This is a genomic window from Pseudarthrobacter xylosi (genome assembly GCF_055412765.1).
The window spans coordinates 228,447-247,000 of the sequence record NZ_JBVAYT010000006.1 but is presented as its reverse complement, the minus strand read 5'-3'; the positions used below and the strand labels follow the sequence as shown (position 1 = coordinate 247,000).

Sequence of the window (18,554 nt, the reverse complement as noted above, 5' to 3'; positions counted from 1 at the left end):
CCGGGCAGCCACTGGTATTACTTCCGCGCAAATGCCTGCTTCAGCAGTGAATCCTGCTCAGCTGCGTGTCGCTTCATGGAGCCGGCCGCAGTGGAGGCCGATGCGGGACGCGACACCAGGCGGACGCGCCGGTCCAGCGCCTCCGGGAGGTTCAGGCCCATAAACGGCCACGGTCCCTGGTTTGCGGGCTCGTCCTGTGCCCAGATAACCTCCGCGTTCGGGTACTTGGCCAGTTCCGCGGCGATTTCTTCGTGCGGCAGCGGGTAGAGCTGCTCCACGCGGACAATCGCGGTGGTCTTGTCATCGGTCTTCTGTCGGGTGGACAGGAGATCGTAGTACAGGCGGCCAGAGACCAGCAGTACGCGTTCGACGGCGTCTGCCGCCAACTGCTCGTGGTCGCCGATGACGGGGCGGAAGGCACCCGTGGTGAAGTCCTCGACGGACGACGCGGCCGCCTTGAGGCGCAGCAGCTGCTTCGGCGTGAAGATGATGAGCGGCTTGCGCGGCCTGCTGTACGCCTGGCGGCGCAGCAGGTGGAAATGCGAGGCCGCCGTGGTGGGGTTGGCGACGATCATGTTCTCTTCGGCGCACATCAGCAGGAAGCGTTCGATGCGTGCCGAGGAGTGGTCCGGGCCCTGGCCTTCGTAGCCGTGCGGCAGCATCAGGACCAGGGAGGAGCGCTGGCCCCACTTCTGCTCCGCCGAGGAGATGAACTCATCGATGATGGTCTGCGCGCCGTTGACGAAGTCACCGAACTGCGCTTCCCACAGCACCAGGGCATCCGGGCGTTCCACCGAGTAGCCGTATTCGAAGCCCATTGCCGCGTATTCGGACAGCAGGGAGTCGTAGATCCACAGCTTGGCCTGGTCATCCGAGAGGTGGCCCAGGGGCAGCCACTCGCCGCCGTTGGCGCGGTCGTGGAACACTGCGTGGCGCTGCACAAACGTGCCGCGGCGCGAGTCCTGGCCGGCAAGCCGGACGGGAACGCCTTCCATGATCAGCGAACCGAAGGCCGCGATCTCGCCAAAGCCCCAGTCGATGCCGCCTTCGCGGGACATCTGCTCGCGCTTCTCAAGGAGTTGCTTGAGCTTGGCGTGGACGGTGAAGCCCTCGGGGATCTGGACGTGGGCCTTGCCGATGTGCGCCAGGGTTTCCGGCGAAATGGCAGTGGAGGCCGGGGCGTTGGTGCCGAAGTCAGCCTGCTGGGCGATGGGACGCTCAATGTCGGAGACGGCGGCGGAGTCCGCGGTGATGATCGGAATGGGCGAGGTCTGGGCCGCGTGCGTTTCGGCGAAGACCCGTTCCAGCCGTTCCTGGTAGTCGCGGAGCAACTGCTCGGCTTCTTCCTCGGTGATGTCGCCACGGCCGATGAGGGCCTCGGTGTACAGCTTGCGGACCGAGCGCTTGGCTTCGATCAGGTTGTACATCATGGGCTGGGTCATCGAGGGGTCGTCACCCTCGTTGTGGCCACGGCGGCGGTAGCAGACCATGTCGATCACAACGTCCTTGTGGAACCGCTGGCGGAACGCGTAGGCGAGCTGCGCGATGCGCACCACTGCCTCGGGATCGTCACCGTTCACGTGGAACACCGGTGCCTGGATCATCTTGGCGACGTCCGTGGAGTACGTGGATGACCGCGACGAAGACGGAGCCGTGGTGAAGCCCACCTGGTTGTTGACCACCACATGGATGGTGCCGCCGGTCCGGTAGCCGCGAAGCTGGGACAGGTTCAGCGTTTCGGCAACCACGCCCTGGCCGGCAAATGCAGCGTCGCCGTGGACCATCAGGGGCAGGACCGGGAAGGCCTCGCCCTGGTCCAGGCGGTCCTGCTTGGCCCGGACGATGCCTTCGAGCACGGAGTCGACGGCCTCGAGGTGGGACGGGTTGGCGGCGAGGTAGACCTTGGTCTCGTTGCCGCTTTCCGAGGTGAACGTGCCTTCGGTACCGAGGTGGTACTTCACGTCGCCGGAACCCTGCACGGAGCGGGGATCCTGAGTGCCTTCGAATTCGCGGAACACCTGGGCATAGGTCTTGCCGGCAATGTTGGTGAGGACGTTCAGGCGGCCGCGGTGGGCCATGCCGATCGCAACCTCGTCCAGTCCGTCGTCAGCGGCATCGGAAATGATGGCGTCCAGCAGCGGAATCAAGGATTCGCCACCTTCCAGGGAGAAGCGCTTCTGGCCGACGAACTTCGTCTGCAGGAAGGTTTCAAACGCTTCGGCCGCGTTGAGCCGGGACACGATGCGCAACTGCTCTTCGCGGCTCGGCTTCGAGTACGGGTGCTCCAGCTGGTCCTGGAACCACTTGCGTTCCTCCGGCTCCTGGATGTGCATGTACTCGATGCCGGTGGTGCGGCAGTAGGCGTCACGGAGGACCCCGAGGATGTCGCGGAACTTGAGCATCGGCTTGCCGCCGAACCCGCCGGTGGGCCACTCCCGGTCCAGGTCCCACAGGGTCAGCCCATAGGTGAGGACGTCCAGGTCCGGGTGCTTGCGCTGGACGTATTCCAGGGGATCGGTGTCCGCCATCAGGTGGCCGCGCACACGGTACGAGTGGATCAGCTGCTGGATCCGGGCGACCTTGTTGATCTCGTCGGCAGGATCCACCTGCAGGTCCGGGCTCCAGCGCACGGGCTCGTACGGGATCCGGAGGGACTCGAAGATTTCGTCGTAGAAGTTCTGGGCACCGAGCAGCAGCTGGTGCACAAGCTTCAGGAATTCGCCGCTGCCGGCTCCCTGGATGACGCGGTGGTCATACGTGGACGTCAGCGTGAGGACCTTGCTGATGGCGTTCTGCGCAATGATCTTTTCGCTGGAACCCTGGAACTCGGCCGGGTAGTCCAGCGCGCCGACGCCGATGATGGCAGCCTGTCCCTTGGACAGTCGCGGCACAGAGTGAACGGTGCCGATGCCGCCGGGGTTGGTCAGGGACACTGTGGTGCCGGAGTGGTCATCAGCGGTCAGCTTGCCGGCGCGGGCACGCTTGATGAGGTCTTCATAGGTGTGCCAGAACTCGGAGAAGTTGAGGGTCTCCGCCTTCTTGATGTTGGGCACCATGAGCAGGCGGGTGCCGTCCGGCTTGGGCATGTCAATGGCGATGCCGAAGTTGACGTGGGCCGGCTGGACAGCGCTGGGCTTGCCGTCGATTTCGTCGTAGTAGACGTTCATCGAAGGGAACTGGGCCAGTGCCCGGATCACGGCGTAGCCAATGAGGTGCGTGAAGGAGACCTTGCCGCCGCGTGCACGGGCGAGGTTGGAGTTGATGACCACGCGGTTATCGATCAGCAGCTTGGCCGGAATAGCCCGGACGCTGGTTGCCGTGGGGACCTCAAGGCTGGTGACCATGTTGGTGGCGATGGCCTTGGCCGGGCCGCGAAGAACGGATACCACGTCCTCTTCCGGGGCCGTGGGTGTCTTGACGTTCTTGGGAAGCTGGGCCGGAATCGGCTGGGCCCCGCTTCCGGGCTCGGTCTTCTTCGCGCCATCGCGGGCGACCGTAGCGGGAGCTTTCTTTGCCGCCGCGGGGGCGGTGGCCGGCGCTGCGGGCTGTGCGGCCGGCGACGTTGCCGGTGCAGCAGTTGCAGAAGCCGGAGGGGCCGGCGGTACAGCCGGCATTTCTCGGGTTGCTGGGTGGGCCACGGCTACCGCCGTGCTTCCGTTGGAAGAAGAACCGCTGCCTGAATCGAAGGACTCGAAAAGGGGCCACCATTTGGTATCCACCGTGTTCTTGTCTTTCTGATACTGCTCGTACAGTTCGTCAACGAGCCACTCGTTTCCGCCAAATTCCTCTGGTAGACGGTGGCTAGGCTGCTCTGGCACTTGAAATACGCCTCTTCCATGAGTTTGATTTCTCTCTGGCCGCCACGGTGCCGCAGCACAACATTCGAACCAGTCTCTGCGTCCTGAACCCGGACCGTTGCCAGTCTAATGAGCATTCTGTGTTAACTGCCAATAACGGTGACCCAAATCATGGCAATGACGTGGAGATCACGGATTGTGGCGTCGGGAAGCTGTTATGGCGCGGGTGCGCCGAAAGCTCCGTACGGCCATCCGAAAGGCGCAATCTGCTCCTGTAGACTGAAATTCTTATGGACAGTAAATCTAGGTGCCGGCCTGGGGGCTGTCAGCGGAGCACGAAGTACAGCACCGCGCAGTCCACCCACAGAGCCGGCAAACCCCGAACACGCGCCCATCACTCTCCGTCAGCCCATCGCGTCGGAGCCCCTATGGAAACAGCGTCGGCCTCGGCCGATCATCCTCCGCCGGTCCGTTTCCCCCGGCCTCACACCATTGCTCCCGACCTTCGGGCGGGATGCTGAATGGAGTGGTTGCTCCTCGCAGCAGGCCTCCTGCTGATCGCCGGCACCGGCTTTTTCGTCGCCGTTGAATTTTCCCTGATTGCCCTTGACCAGGCCACGGTCCAACGTGCCATCGATAACGGCGACACCGGTGCCGTCCCGCTGCTCAAGTGCCTGAAATCCCTCTCAACCCAGCTTTCCAGCTGTCAGCTCGGCATCACCCTCACTACCCTCCTGACCGGTTACGTGATGGAACCGTCGGTGGGCCGCCTGCTGGAGGGCCCACTGGCCGCCGTCGGGATTCCTGAAGTGGCGGCGGCATCCGTTTCCCTGGTCATCGCCATGGTGCTGGCCACGCTGCTGTCCATGTTGCTTGGCGAACTGGTGCCCAAGAACATGGCCATTGCGCTGTCCTTCCAGGTTGGCAGAGCATTGGCGCGGCCGCAGTTGGTCTTTACAGCCATCTTCAAGCCCGCCATCGTGGTGCTCAACGGCTTTTCAAACAAGGTACTGAACGTCTTTGGCCTGGAGGCCAAAGAGGAGATTTCCGGTGCCCGGACACCGGCCGAGCTCGCCTCCCTGGTGCGGCGCTCCGCCGCCATGGGAACGCTCGACGCCGGGACGGCCAACTTTGTGGCGCGGACCCTGAACTTCTCGGCCCGGACGGCCGCCGACGTTATGACGCCCCGGATCCGGATGGAGACCATCGACGCCGACCAGCCTGTCTCGGACATCCTGGACGCCGCCCGGCGCACCGGGTACTCCCGCTTCCCCGTCATCGGGGAGTCCTCCGACGACATCAGGGGCCTGGTCCACGTCAAGAAAGCAGTTGCCGTGCCGTGGGACCGGCGGGCCAACCTGGAGGCCGGAGCCATCATGACCGATGTCCTCCGCGTGCCGGAGACCATCCACCTCGATGCGCTCCTTGCCGAGCTGCGCGAGGGAAACCTCCAACTCGCGATTGTCCTGGATGAATACGGCGGAACCGCAGGCATCGCCACCCTTGAGGACCTCGTGGAGGAAATCGTCGGTGAAGTGTCCGACGAGCACGACAAGGTACGCCCGGGACTGCTCCAGAGCGCCTCCGGCGACTGGTACTTCCCCGGGCTGCTGCGCCCCGACGAGCTTTCCGAACAGATTCCGGGGCTGACCGTTCCGGACGAAGCCGCCTACGAAACCGTGGGCGGGTACGTCATGAGTGAACTGGGCCGGATCGCCGCAGTGGGGGACACCGTCGACGTCGGCGGCGGCACCCTGAGCGTAACCAGGATGGACGGCCGAAGGATCGAGCGGATCTCCTTCCATCCTGCCGCGCCCGAAGCGGAGCCCGCTCCGGACGACGGGAGCGAACGATGAGTGACTGGGCCGGAATTGCCTGGCTGGTTGTCCTCCTGCTGGGTAACGCGTTTTTTGTCGGCGCCGAGTTCGCCGTGATGTCTGCCAGGCGCAGCCAGATCGAGCCCCTCGCCGAAGCCGGTTCCAAGCGGGCACAGACCACGTTGCGCGCCATGGAAAACGTCTCCTTGATGCTGGCCTGTGCGCAGTTGGGCATCACTGTGTGCTCGCTGCTGATCCTGCAGGTGGCCGAACCGGCCATCCACCACCTGATGGCGGCTCCGCTGGAAGCTGTTGGGCTGCCGGTGGAAGTTGCCGACGTGGCAGCGTTCGCCATTGCCCTGATGGTGGTGACCTTCCTCCACGTGACGTTCGGCGAGATGGTGCCGAAGAACATCTCGGTATCGGTGGCGGACAAGGCTGCCTTGCTGCTTGCCCCGCCGCTGATGTTTGTCGCGAAGCTGGTCAACCCGGCCATCGCCGCGCTGAACTGGTCGGCCAACCACATCCTCAAGCTCCTGCGGATTGAGCCCAAGGATGAGGTGAACTCGTCCTTCACGCTCGAGGAAGTCCAGTCGATCGTGCAGGAATCCACCCGTCACGGGCTGGTGGACGATGACGCGGGCCTGATCACCGGCGCCCTGGAATTCTCCGAATACACGGCTTCGAACATCATGGTTCCGCTGGACGATCTGGTCATGCTGAAGGCGGCCACCACGCCGGTGGAGTTTGAGAAAGCAGTCAGCCGGACCGGGTTCTCACGGTTCCCGATGCTGGACGATGACGGCATGCTGTCCGGATACCTCCACGTGAAGGATGTGCTGTCCATTCCCGACTCGGACTACCAGCACCCCATCGCCGAGAGCAGGATCCGCTCGCTGGCCAACCTGGCGCTGGACGACGAAGTTGAAACGGCTATGTCCGTCATGCAGCGCACGGGCTCACACCTGGCCCGCGTGATAGGGGCGGACGGGCAAACCCGCGGCGTCCTCTTCCTGGAGGACGTGATCGAGCAGTTAGTTGGAGAGATCCGGGACGCCACGCAGGCCACCGGCATCAGGAGACTGGGCGAGCCGAACGGAGCCTGAGCGCGCGCCCGGGTCCGCAAGGGCCCGGCGCGGCTATCCTAAATAGGAATCATTCACATTTAGGGGTAAGCTTTTTGGAGACGCAAGAAGTCCACCCCTGTACTGAACTGAGGTTCCCGTGCGCCACCCCGCCGCCATCCGAACGTCCCTCGCAGCCCTCGCCGGCGTGAGCCTGCTGCTCACTGCCTGCGGCGCCGGCGGCGGTGCGTCGTCGGCGACGCCCGGCACTGACTCATCCGCCGGCGTCGTCGATGTGGTGGCCTCCACTAACGTGTACGGGGACATCGCCGCGATCATCGGCGGAGACAAAGTCAACGTCACGTCCATCATCACCAAGACCAGCCAGGACCCGCACTCCTACGAGGCCACCGCACAGGACCGGCTGCTGGTCTCCAAAGCGGAACTGGTAATCGAGAACGGTGGCGGCTACGACGCCTTCCTCCATAAGATGGCCGACGACAGCAACATCCCGCACAGCAATATCGTTACCGCCGTCGAGGTGGCTGGTTTGGCTCCGGAGGAAGACCACGCAGATACGTCGGCGGCGAGCGAGTCAGCCGACGGCCATGACCACGAGCACGGGGAGTTCAACGAGCATGCCTGGTACAGCCTGGACGCCATGAGTAAGCTCGCTGATTCACTGGCGGCCAAGCTGGGTGAACTGGAACCGGGCTCCGCCGCCCTGTTCACTTCCAACGCCGCAACCTTCAAAGCGGGAGTGGACGGACTTGCCGGCAAGCTCGCCGCACTGAAGGCCCATGAAGCAGGGGCCGCCGTGGCCGTGACCGAACCCGTCCCGCTGTACCTGCTCGAGGCGGCAGGGCTGGAGAACAGGACTCCGGCCGACTACACCGCCGCGATCGAGGAAGGGTCGGACGTTCCGCCAGCCGTACTGAAGGCCGCCACGGACCTGGCCGGGTCCAAGGACATCAGGTTCCTCGCCTACAACGAGCAGACCGAGGGACCCCAGACGCAGGCGCTGAAAAAGGCAGCCGAAGCAGCCGGCGTTCCCGTCATTGACTTCAGCGAAACACTGCCCGAAAGCAAGACGTACCTGCAGTGGATGACGGACAATGTTGACAACGTCAGCAAAGTTTTGGAGAAGAATAGTTGAAACCGGTGGTCAGCCTCCGCGGGGCGTCCCTGCAGTTCGGCAAGCGCTTGCTCTGGGAGGATCTCGACCTGGATATCAGGCCCGGTGAGTTTTTCGCCGTCCTTGGCCCCAATGGCAGCGGAAAGACCAGTTTCCTCAAGGTTCTTCTGGGCCTTCAGGTACTGCAATCCGGCCATGCCACGCTGGGGGACCGCCCCGTGGAGCGGGGCAGCAACCTGATCGGCTACATCCCACAACAGAAATCCTTTGCGCCGGACACCCCGATGCGTGCCCGGGACCTGGTGGGGCTCGGCGTGGACGGCCACCGCTGGGGGCTGCGGCTGGGTATGTCCCGGGCAAACCGCAGGATCGATGAGCTGCTGGAACTGGTGGGCGCCAGTGACTACGCCAAAGTGCCGGTGGGCCAGCTATCCGGCGGCGAGCAGCAGCGCCTCCGGGTGGCCCAGGCGCTGGCCACGGACCCCAAGGTCCTCCTCTGCGACGAACCGCTGCTCTCCCTGGACCTGCACCACCAGCAGGCCGTCAGCGCCCTGATCAACAAGCAGTGCCACGCCCAGAACAGCGCGGTGGTGTTTGTCACCCACGAAATCAACCCCATCATCGATTACGTTGACCGTGTGCTTTACCTGGCCGGCGGGCGCTTCAGGGTGGGTACCCCTGACGAAGTCATGACCACCGAGGTCCTGTCCGAGCTCTATGGCAGCCACGTGGAGGTCATCCACGCGAACGGGCGCATCGTCGTCGTCGGCCTGCCCGACGCAACCACACACCACCACCATGCCGATGTCCACGCAACGGTGGGGGAGGTGGCCTGATGGATGCGGACAGCATCATCGGGGCGATCTTCAGCTTCGAGAACTACGGCGAGCTGCTGGCGCTGGTCCAGAACTCCATCTGGGCCGGGGCCGTGCTGGGCCTGCTCGGCGGGCTGGTGGGTACTTTCGTGATGAAGCGGGACCTGGCCTTCGCCGTCCACGGCATCTCAGAGCTTTCTTTCGCCGGCGCGGCGTTTGCCCTCCTGATCGGCGCGGACATCGTGTTCGGTTCGCTGATCGGCTCGGTGGCGGCGGCGCTGCTCCTGGGTCTGATGGGGGTCCGCGCCCGGGACAAAAACTCCATCATCGGTGTGATCATGCCTTTCGGACTAGGGCTCGGCATCCTGTTCCTGTCCCTCTACGAAGGCCGTGCCGCGAACAAATTCGGGCTGCTCACGGGGCAGATCGTCTCCGTGGACACCGTCCAGCTCCAGGTCCTCGCCGGCGCGGCCGTGCTTGTCATCGCAGCCCTGGCAGCCATCTGGCGTCCGCTGAACTTTGCCAGCGTTGATCCGGAGCTGGCCGAAGCCCGCGGGGTGCCCGTGCGGACGCTCGCGCTGATTTTTATGGTGCTGCTGGGAGTCAGCGTGGCGCTGTCCATCCAGGTGGTGGGGGCGCTCCTGGTGCTCGCATTGCTGATCACTCCGGCAGCGGCGGCGCTGCGTGTGACGTCGGCTCCGGTGGCGGTGGTGGCGCTCAGCGTTGTTTTTGCCGTCACGGCCACGGTGGGCGGAATCCTGCTGGCCCTGGGCGGGCGGATTCCCATCAGCCCCTATGTCACCACGCTGTCATTCCTGATCTACGTGGTGTGCCGCGTCGTGGGCAGTGTCCGGGCCAAGAAGGGCATCAACGGCCGGCTGGTGCATGCCCGCTGACACGGTCAAACTGACCCCGTCAAGCGGGATGCGCCAGGTTGCGGCGGCGCAGGCTGTCAGAGCTTTCCGGCGGCCCTAAGGGCTGTGCAGTCCGGGCATAGGCCGAAGATCTCCACGGTGTGAGCCACCTCGGTGTAGCCGTGTTCCGTGGCGATCCGGGCCGCCCAGGTTTCCACCGCCGGAGCCTCAACTTCCACGGCCTTCCCGCAGTTGCGGCACAGCAGATGATGGTGATGCCCGGTAACGGCGCAGCGCCGGTAGACGGCTTCGCCCTCACCGTTGCGCAGCACATCCACGAGGCCGTCGTCGGCGAGGGACTGCAGGATCCGGTACGCCGTCGCCAACGACACTGAGACTCCCTTGTTCTGCAGGATGCGGTAGAGCTCCTGCGTGCTGACGAAGTCGTCCAGCTCGTCCAGGGCAGCGCTGACGGCCACACGCTGTTTGGTGACGCGCTGCTCCTTGCCGGGCGCACTGCCGGTGCCTGCGCCGCGTGCCGCGTTCGACGGCGTCGCGTCAGCTTTGGTGCCGAACGGCATGGAGGTACTCGCTTCCCTAAGGGACGGTGGCAATCATCCAGATTACCAGCCGGGAGCGCGCCGCAAGACGTGCCTTGGACAGGCTTGGGCCCGGCCCCTAGGCTGGCGCTATGAAGCTGACAAAATACACCCACGCGTGCGTCCGGCTTGAGCAGGACGGCCGGGTGCTGGTGCTGGATCCGGGAACATTCTCCGAAACAGAGGAAGCGCTGGACGGGGCGCAGGCGGTGCTCATCACCCACGAGCACGGCGACCACGTGGATGTGCCGGCCATGGTCAATGCGCTGCGCAGTTCGGACAGTATGGCGGTCTTCGCGCCGGCCGGCGTGGCCGCGCACCTGCGGGAGGAAGCACCGCACGCGGCAGCCCAGATCCACACGGTTGAACCCGGCTCAACTTTTGACGCTGCCGGGTTCAACGTCCGCAGCTTCGGCGGACAACATGCACTGATCCACCCGCAGGTGCCCATCGTGGCCAACATCGGCTACCTGGTGGACGGCAACGTGTACCATCCGGGGGACTCGTTCATCGTCCCCGACGGCCTGAGCGTGCAGACGCTGCTGGTTCCGCTCCACGCGCCGTGGAGCAAGGTCAGCGAGGTGGTGGATTTTGTCATCGCTGTCCGGGCCCCGCGCGCGTTCCAGATCCACGACGGACTGCTCAACGAAACGGGCCTGAAGGTGGCAGAATCCCATGTTGCCCGGTTGGGCCGGAAATACGGCACCGAATACACCCGCCTTGCCCCGCGGGAATCGGTGGAGGTCTGATCAGCTACGCGTTCCAGACGCCGGTCTCGAAAAACCGGCGGATGACCTGCTCATGCGGCTCGGGGTCCAGGCCTTGGCTTGACAGCCACGCCGGATTGTAGTAGTTGCCGGCATAGCGGTCGCCGGCGTCGCACATCAACGACACAATGCTGCCGCGCTGTCCCTCGGCGACCATTTCCGCCACGAGTTGCCAGACACCCCAAAGATTCGTGCCGGTGGACGGTCCGGCATGCAGGTCAGCGACCGTGCGCAGGTGCCGCATGGCCGCGACGGAGGCGGCATCGGGGACCTGGATCATGTGGTCGATAACGGCGGGCACAAAGCTCGGTTCCATCCTGGGGCGGCCAATGCCCTCGATCCGTGACGGCAGGCCGGTGCTGGTTCCGCCCGTTCCATTCACCCAGCTGGGGTAAAACGCGGAATTCTCCGGGTCCACCACCGCAAGGCGGGTGTTGTGGCCGCGGTAGCGCAGGTAGCGGCCGATGGTCGCGCTGGTACCGCCGGTCCCCGCGCCCACCACGATCCAGCGGGGAACGGGGTGTTCCTCCAGCGCCAGCTGCCCGAAGATGGACTCGGCAATGTTGTTGTTGCCGCGCCAGTCCGTTGCCCGCTCCGCATAGGTGAACTGGTCCATGTAGTGGCCGTTGGACGTGGCAGCGACGTCCGCCGCCACGGCGTAAACCTCTGAGGCATGGTCAACCAGCAGGCACGAACCGCCGAACTGTTCGATCAGCGCAATTTTCTCCGGGCTAGTTGTGCGGGTCATAACCGCTACGAACGGCAAACCCAGGAGCTCCGCGAAATATGCCTCCGAGACCGCAGTACTGCCACTGGAAGCCTCCACGATGGTGGTGCCTTCGCGTATCCAGCCGTTGACCAGGCCGAAGAGGAACAGCGAGCGGGCCAGCCGGTGCTTGAGGCTCCCCGAACGGTGCGTGGACTCGTCCTTGAGGTACAGCTGGACACCCCAGTGCTCCGGGAGCGGCACCGAGTAGAGATGGGTATCGGCAGACCTGTTGTTTTCCGCATTGACTTTTCTCATGGCTTCGTCAGCCCAGGCCCGGTCCGCGCTCGCGTTCTTCACCGGACCAACTCTAGCGGCGACAGGGCGCCCCTGGCTCGCCCTGCCAGGCGTCCTGCCGCAGCTAGAGTTGGACCAACTGCTGAATCCCACTAGCACAATTGCCAAGGAGAACGATGGGTCCACTGATGACTGTCCAGGCTTTGGTCGCGCGTTTCGATGCCGGGCAGCGAACCGTCCTGCTGGACGTCCGATGGGCGCTAGGGGACCCGCACGGCCGGGAACACTACCTTGGGGGCCACCTCCCGGGCGCAGTTTTTGTGGACCTCGCCACCGAGCTTGCGACGCCGGCTACACCCACCCGCGGCAGGCACCCGCTGCCCACCGACGCGGAATTCCAGGAAACTGCCAGGCGATGGGGGATCAACAACGGCGACGTTGTGGTGGCCTATGACAACAGCAACAACATGGCTGCTGCCCGGCTCTGGTGGATGCTGCGCAACGCCGCATTCCAGGACGTATACCTGCTCGACGGCGGTTTGGCAGCCTGGCGGGACGCCGGACTGCAGCTGGACACCGGACCGGTGGCCGCCGCGGTCGGGCGTGTTTCCTTTGACGTTTCCCCTGCCGGAGGCAGGATGCCCAGTATCGATGCCGCCAGAGCCGCGGACTGGCCGGCAACGGGCGTCCTCCTGGATGCCAGGGCCGGCGAAAGGTACCGCGGCGAATTTGAACCCGTTGACCCCCGCGCCGGCCACATTCCGGGCGCCCGGAGCGCACCAACAACGGAGAATGTGGACGAAGCCGGCCATTTTCTGCCGGCCGACGAGCTGCGGCGCCGGTTCGAGGACCTCGGCGTCCGCGACGACGTCGCCGTGGCCGTGTACTGCGGCTCGGGCGTGACCGCCGCCCATGAGGTGGCCGCCCTCGAAATCGCCGGTTTCCAGGCCGCCCTCTATCCGGGATCCTTCTCGGAGTGGTCCAACGACCCGGCCCGGCCGGTGGCCACGGGAATAGGCCCGAGTGGCCATGCGGCGGCCCGCGGGGGTAGCGTCGAAGAATGACCCCAGGACGCCCCGTACCGCCGCCCCTTGCCCGCCCCGTATTGCCGAATGATGCTGTTGCCGATCCTGCTGTGGATCCGGGCACCGGCCTGCTGGCCGCCGCCTATGGCGCGGTTTCCCCTGACAGCGGCCTGGCACCCCTGACGATTGCCCGGCGAGCCCCGAAAGCCGACGACGTCGAGATTGCCATCGAATTCTGCGGCCTGTGCCACTCGGACGTGCACGCCACCCGCGGCGAATGGGGCAGCCAGAAATATCCGCTGGTCCCCGGCCACGAGATCGTCGGAACTGTCAGCCGGGTCGGCTCGGCAGTGACTGACTTCGCCCCGGGGGAGCGCGTAGGCGTCGGGTGCATGGTTGATTCCTGCCGTGAGTGTGAGAGCTGCCTGGACGGCCTGGAACAGTACTGCGAAAACGGGATGATCGGGACCTACGGCGCCAAGGACCCACGCAACGGCGATGCCATCACCCAGGGCGGCTACTCGTCCGCCGTGGTGGTGGACCGGCGCTATGTGGTCCGGGTGCCCGGAAACCTGGACCCGGCCGCCGTCGCCCCTTTGCTCTGCGCGGGTGTCACCACGTTCTCTCCCTTGCGGCACTTTGACGTAGAGGAGGGTGACGTTGTGGGCGTGGTGGGTCTCGGCGGCCTCGGACATATGGCCGTGAAGCTCGCTAAGGCCATGGGGGCGCGGGTAGTGGTCTTCACCACTTCCGAAGGCAAGGTGCCGGCCGCGCTGGAACTCGGAGCCGACGAAGTGATCCTGTCCCGGGACGAGGACGCCATGGCTGCTGCGGACCGCAGCATCGACCTCATCATTGACACTGTGGCCGCGCCGCACGATTTGAATCCGTTCTTCCGCACCCTGCGCGTGGACGGTGCGCTGTTCCAGCTGGGCTTGCCCTCCGACGCCATGCCTCCGGTGAACCCGGGAGCCCTGATCAGGCGGCGGATCGCGTACGCTGGCTCGCTGATCGGCGGCATTGCCGAAACGCAGGAGATGCTCGATTTCTGCGCCGAGCATGGAGTGGTGGCGGATATCGAAGTGGTGCACGCCGACCAGCTGAATGAGGCCTATGACCGTATGGTGGCAGGCGACGTCAAATACCGGTTTGTGCTGGACGCCAGCACCCTGCCGGCGCCGGCCGGGAAGGCAGACGTATGAGCACCCTGTTCACCAAAATCATCAATGGCGAGATCCCCGGACGATTCGTCTGGCGGGAGGCTGACGTTGCGGCCTTCCTGACCACGGGACCCCTGGCAGACGGGCACACGCTGGTGGTCCCCACCGAGGAGGTGGACCGCTGGACCGATGCGTCCCCGGAAACCCTCGCGAAGGTGATGGAGGTGGCCCGGCGGATCGGTGCCGTGCAGCTGGATATCTTCCCCGCCGAGCGGGCGGGGCTGATTGTGGCCGGGTACGAGATCAACCACCTGCACGTCCACGTGTGGCCGTCCAGGACCATGGCTGATTTCGATTTCGCCTCGGCCGACCAGAACCCGGATCCTGCGGTGCTGGACGCGAACGCCGAAAAGCTGCGCGCCGGCCTCCGGGCCGCCGGCTACGCGGAGTTCGTTCCCGCAAGCTGAGCCTGACGCTCGCGCCGGTGTGGCCCGTACAGGTCTTTCCTGCGGCCTACGCTGGCGCGAGCGCCTTGTTCAGGACAGCCCTGATCCGTTTTTCGGAGACCGAATAGGCCGTTCCGAGTTCGACGGCGAAGAGGCTCACCCGCAGTTCTTCGATCATCCAGCGGACTTGGATCAGTTCGGCACCCACCCGGCGGCCGGGGAGCAGGGCCGACACGGCGTCGTCGTAATCGTCCTCCAGCCGCTGGACCGCGGCCATGCTCAGCCCATCCCGCTGGACGTTGCCAGGGAGCTTTTCGAGGCGTTTCTCGATGGCGGCAAGGTAGCGGGGGAGCTGGCTCAGCTGCTTGTAGCCTGTGCGGGCCACAAATCCCGGGAACACGAGCTGCTCAAGCTGGCTCCTGACATCGTTCAGGGCGCTGATAAGGGCCAGGCTGGTGGTGCCCTTCAGCTGTTTCTCAATGCGCCGGGTGCTGGCCAGGACACGCTCCACCACGGCCGTCACACTGAAGACCGTATCGATGAGTTCCGCGCGGACCTGCTCGTAGAGGGCGTCGAAAGACGCCCGGTCCCAAGGGAGTTCCGCCGGGGTCAGTTTGTCCACGGCAGCCAGGGCGCAATCGGCAATGAGGGCTGACACCGAACCGTGCGGATTCTGGCTGAACGTCAGCTTTTCGGTGTTGTTGAGATGCTCCAGGACGTAACGGTCCGGGGCCGGTACCCTGAGGGCGAGCAGCCGGATCACACCACCGCGCATGGCCTCGAGCTGCTCCGAGGAGGTCTGGAAGACGCGCAGCGCCACGGACGTTCCCTCATCCACCAACGCCGGATAGCCGGTAACCGTGTGGCCCTTCACGGTGTTGCTGACCTGCCGCTGCACCGTGCCGAAGGCCCACTCGGTCAGGCCGGCCTGTTCCTGGAAGCCCGTGCTGCTGCCGGCCGAAGTTCCGCCTGCCGATGACGCGGTTACGTTTCCGCCGGACTTTCCGGCTGACTTCGAATTTCCACGGGACTGCGGCGCGGTGGTTCCGGGTGTCGCCCCCAGGGATTCCGCAATGGCACGGCGTGTTGCCGGGGCCAGGCGTTCCTGCAGGGCCGCAAGGTCCTTGCCCTCGTCCAGCGCCTTGCCTTGGGTATCGACAACCTTGAAGCTCACCCGCAGGTGGGACGGCACAGCGCCCCAGTTCCAGGAACCGGGCGGGATGACGTGGCCGCGGATCCGGCGCAGGGCCAGTTCCAGTGAAGCTTCCAGCTCATCGTGCGCCGGATCAAAGTCCGATTCCAGGGCAGCAACGGCTTGCCGGGCCACATCCGGGGCGGGGACAAAGTTCTTGCGGACCTGCTTGGGGAGTGACTTGATCAGGGCAGCCACGAGTTCCGCTCGCTGGCCGGGGATCAGCCAGCGGAAGGCGGCATCATCGAGCTGGTTCAGGAATAGCACCGGGACTTCGGCTGTGACGCCGTCGGACGGGTTGGGCGGTGACCCGGGCGCCACCGGGTGGAATTCATAGCTGAGCGGCAGCTCGAAGCCCTTGTGGAGCAGGGTTTTCGGGTAAGCGGCTTCGTCCAGGTCATCGGCGTCGTTGTTGAGCAGCAGTGACTTGTCATAGTCCAGGAGGTCCGGACTCTGCTGCCGGGCCTCCTTCCACCATTTGTCGAAGTGCCGTTCGGACACAACGTCGGGCCCGATCCTGGCGTCGTAGAACTCAAACAGCGTTTCGTCGTCCACCAGTAGGTCGCGGCGGCGCATCCTGGCCTCGAGTTCCTCGACCTCAAGGAGGAGGGCACGGTTGCGGTGGAAGAACTTGTGGTGCGTTTTCCAGTCGCCTTCCACCAGGGCGTGCCGGATGAACAGCTCGCGGGCCAGCACGGGATCCACGCGGCTGTAGTTGACCCGGCGCTGCGGGATGATGGGCACCCCGTACAGGGTGACCTTCTCGTACGCCATGACCGCGCCCATTTTCGTGGACCAGTGCGGTTCGCTGTAGCTGCGCTTGACGAGGTCCGGCGCCACCTGTTCAGCCCAGACGGGATCGAACTTTGCTGCGACCCTGGCCCAGAGGCGGCTCGTCTCCACGAGCTCGGCAGCCATCACAAATGTGGGGGACTTCTTGAAGAGCGACGAGCCCGGGAAAATGGCGAAGCGGCTGCCGCGGGCGCCCGCGTATTCGCGCTTGCGCTCGTCCAGGATGCCGATGTGGCTGAGGAGGCCGGACAGCAGGCTCATGTGGATGCCCTCGTGGTTGCCCACGGGATCGGCCAGGCGCTTGTTGTCCAGGCTGATCCCCAGCGGGCGGGCCATCTGGCGGAGCTGAGCGAAGAGATCCTGCCATTCCCTGACCCGCAGGTAGTTGATGAACTCGGTCCGGCACAGGCGACGGAACTGGGTGGAAGAGAGTTCCTGCTGTTTTTCCTGCAGGTAGTTCCACAGGTTCAGGAAGCCGGTGAAGTCCGAGTTTTCGTCGCGGAAGCGGGCATGCTTCTCGGCGGCGAGCTGCTGCTTGTCCGTTGGACGCTCGCGCGGGTCCTGGATGGTCAGTGCCGCGGCCAGGATCATCACTTCGCGGACGCAGCCGCGCTTGCCTGCCTCCACAATCATCCGGCCGAGGCGGGGATCCACCGGCAGCTGGGCAAGCTGCTGTCCGACGGCGGTCAGCCCACCGCTCTTGGCGTCACCTGGTCTAACGGCATTCAAGGCGCCGAGCTCGCGCAGGAGCGTCACGCCGTCGTTGATTGCCCGCGAGTCCGGCGGCTCGACAAACGGGAAGTTCTCCACGTCCTTGGGCCCACGGGCCACACCCATGGCGGTCATCTGCAGGATAACTGCCGCCAGGTTGGTGCGCAGGATTTCCGGATCGGTGAACAGTGGCCGGGACTCGAAGTCCTCTTCCGAATAAAGCCGGATGGCAATGCCATCCGACACACGGCCGCACCGGCCGGAGCGCTGGTTCGCCGAAGCCTGCGACACACGCTCGATGGGCAGCCGCTGGACCTTGGTGCGGTGCGAGTAACGGGAGATGCGGGCGGTGCCGGTGTCGATAACGTACTTGATGCCCGGGACCGTCAGGGACGTCTCGGCCACGTTGGTGGCCAGCACAATCCGGCGGTTTCGGCCGGGGTGGAACACCTTGTGCTGTTCTTGCAGGCTCAGGCGGGCGAACAGCGGGAGCACCTCGGTTCCTGCCAGGCGCCGGTTGGACTGGATCCTGGCGTTCAGTGCCTCTGCCGCGTCGCGGATCTCGCGCTCGCCGGAGAAGAATATGAGGATGTCGCCCGGGGCTTCGGTCGCGAGCTCGTCGACGGCGTCGCAGACAGCGTCCAGGGGATCGCGGTCCTCTTCCAGTTCGTCGTCGGAGGCGTCTGCATCTTCGCCATCGGCGGGTCCGCCAGCTGGCTGGGACAGCGGCCGGTAGCGGATCTCCACCGGGAACGTGCGCCCGGACACCTCGATGATGGGGGAGGGCTCGTCGTCGGACCCGAAGTGCTTGGCGAAACGCTGCGGATCGATCGTGGCCGAGGTAATGATGATTTTCAGGTCCGGCCGCTGCGGCAGGATGCGCTTGAGGTAGCCCAGGATGAAGTCGATGTTGAGGCTGCGCTCGTGCGCTTCGTCAATGATGATGGCGTTGTATTTGCGCAGCAGCTTGTCACGCTGGATCTCTGCGAGCAGGATGCCGTCCGTCATGAGCTTGACCTTGGTGGCGCGGCTGACTTCGCCGGTAAACCGCACCTGGAAGCCGACTTCCTGGCCGATCTCCACACCGAGTTCCTCGGCGATGCGCTCAGCGACGGTGCGGGCAGCGAGCCGCCGTGGCTGGGTGTGCCCGATCAGGCCGTTGTCCCCAAGTCCCAGCTCGAGGCACATTTTGGGGATCTGGGTGGTCTTGCCGGAGCCGGTCTCGCCGGCGATGATGGTCACCTGGTTCGCTGCAATGGCAGCCATCAGGTCCTCGCGGCGCTCGGAAACGGGCAGCTCAGCAGGGTACGAGATATGAAATGTCATGGCTGCAGCCAGTCTACTGGGGCGGCGCGTGTTTCCCGCTCTTGCCGCCGG

At 65.1% G+C, this 18,554-nt stretch carries 13 protein-coding genes; 9 read left to right on the top strand and 4 right to left on the bottom strand.

What is annotated here, in order from left to right; all coding sequences use genetic code 11:
- Positions 1 to 17 precede the first annotated feature (17 nt).
- Positions 18 to 3,818: a multifunctional oxoglutarate decarboxylase/oxoglutarate dehydrogenase thiamine pyrophosphate-binding subunit/dihydrolipoyllysine-residue succinyltransferase subunit gene (locus tag ACZY1F_RS14830; RefSeq protein WP_463942564.1), complete on the bottom strand. Its 3,801-nt coding sequence runs from the start codon at positions 3,816 to 3,818 to the stop codon at positions 18 to 20.
- 500 nt (positions 3,819 to 4,318) lie between these two features.
- Here ACZY1F_RS14830 and ACZY1F_RS14825 point away from each other — a divergent pair, with 500 nt between their 5' ends.
- From ACZY1F_RS14825 to ACZY1F_RS14805, 5 genes are all read left to right on the top strand, one after another.
- A complete protein-coding gene (locus ACZY1F_RS14825; protein WP_463942563.1) occupies positions 4,319 to 5,653 on the top strand; it encodes a hemolysin family protein in 1,335 nt (444 codons plus the stop codon).
- On the top strand, positions 5,650 to 6,720 hold the full coding sequence (locus ACZY1F_RS14820) for a hemolysin family protein (RefSeq protein WP_463942561.1): 1,071 nt from the start codon (positions 5,650 to 5,652) through the stop codon (positions 6,718 to 6,720). The genes ACZY1F_RS14825 and ACZY1F_RS14820 overlap by 4 nt, the downstream gene beginning before the upstream one ends.
- Positions 6,721 to 6,838: 118 nt before the next feature.
- A complete protein-coding gene (locus tag ACZY1F_RS14815) occupies positions 6,839 to 7,834 on the top strand; it encodes a metal ABC transporter solute-binding protein, Zn/Mn family (RefSeq protein ID WP_463942559.1) in 996 nt (331 codons plus the stop codon).
- Positions 7,831 to 8,649, top strand: coding sequence for a metal ABC transporter ATP-binding protein (locus tag ACZY1F_RS14810; RefSeq protein ID WP_463942557.1), 819 nt, complete (start codon positions 7,831 to 7,833; stop codon positions 8,647 to 8,649). Before ACZY1F_RS14815 ends, ACZY1F_RS14810 begins: the two co-directional genes overlap by 4 nt.
- Positions 8,649 to 9,524, top strand: a complete 876-nt coding sequence (locus ACZY1F_RS14805) for a metal ABC transporter permease (protein WP_463942555.1) — start codon at positions 8,649 to 8,651, stop codon at positions 9,522 to 9,524. The genes ACZY1F_RS14810 and ACZY1F_RS14805 overlap by 1 nt, the downstream gene beginning before the upstream one ends.
- 56 nt (positions 9,525 to 9,580) lie before the next feature.
- On the opposite strand, the gene ACZY1F_RS14800 is transcribed toward ACZY1F_RS14805, so the two are convergent.
- Positions 9,581 to 10,063 (bottom strand): Fur family transcriptional regulator, encoded by a 483-nt coding sequence (locus ACZY1F_RS14800; protein ID WP_463942611.1) that lies wholly within the window; start codon positions 10,061 to 10,063, stop codon positions 9,581 to 9,583.
- 110 nt (positions 10,064 to 10,173) lie between these two features.
- Between ACZY1F_RS14800 and ACZY1F_RS14795 the strand changes: the two genes are divergently transcribed.
- A complete protein-coding gene (locus tag ACZY1F_RS14795; RefSeq protein WP_463942553.1) occupies positions 10,174 to 10,830 on the top strand; it encodes an MBL fold metallo-hydrolase in 657 nt (218 codons plus the stop codon).
- A gap of 4 nt (positions 10,831 to 10,834) precedes the next feature.
- On the opposite strand, the gene ACZY1F_RS14790 is transcribed toward ACZY1F_RS14795, so the two are convergent.
- Positions 10,835 to 11,872 (bottom strand): PLP-dependent cysteine synthase family protein, encoded by a 1,038-nt coding sequence (locus ACZY1F_RS14790; protein ID WP_463942609.1) that lies wholly within the window; start codon positions 11,870 to 11,872, stop codon positions 10,835 to 10,837.
- 155 nt (positions 11,873 to 12,027) lie between these two features.
- Here ACZY1F_RS14790 and ACZY1F_RS14785 point away from each other — a divergent pair, with 155 nt between their 5' ends.
- The 3 genes from ACZY1F_RS14785 to ACZY1F_RS14775 are packed head-to-tail and all read left to right on the top strand — an operon-like array spanning position 12,028 to position 14,503.
- Positions 12,028 to 12,915, top strand: coding sequence for a sulfurtransferase (locus ACZY1F_RS14785; protein WP_463942552.1), 888 nt, complete (start codon positions 12,028 to 12,030; stop codon positions 12,913 to 12,915).
- Positions 12,912 to 14,078, top strand: a complete 1,167-nt coding sequence (locus ACZY1F_RS14780) for an NAD(P)-dependent alcohol dehydrogenase (protein WP_463942551.1) — start codon at positions 12,912 to 12,914, stop codon at positions 14,076 to 14,078. Before ACZY1F_RS14785 ends, ACZY1F_RS14780 begins: the two co-directional genes overlap by 4 nt.
- Entirely contained in the window at positions 14,075 to 14,503 is a 429-nt protein-coding gene (locus ACZY1F_RS14775) for an HIT family protein (protein ID WP_463942550.1), read from the top strand. Before ACZY1F_RS14780 ends, ACZY1F_RS14775 begins: the two co-directional genes overlap by 4 nt.
- 46 nt (positions 14,504 to 14,549) lie before the next feature.
- Here ACZY1F_RS14775 and hrpA read toward each other — a convergent pair whose 3' ends face one another.
- Entirely contained in the window at positions 14,550 to 18,503 is a 3,954-nt protein-coding gene (gene hrpA, locus ACZY1F_RS14770; RefSeq protein WP_463942549.1) for an ATP-dependent RNA helicase HrpA, read from the bottom strand.
- Positions 18,504 to 18,554 lie beyond the last annotated feature (51 nt).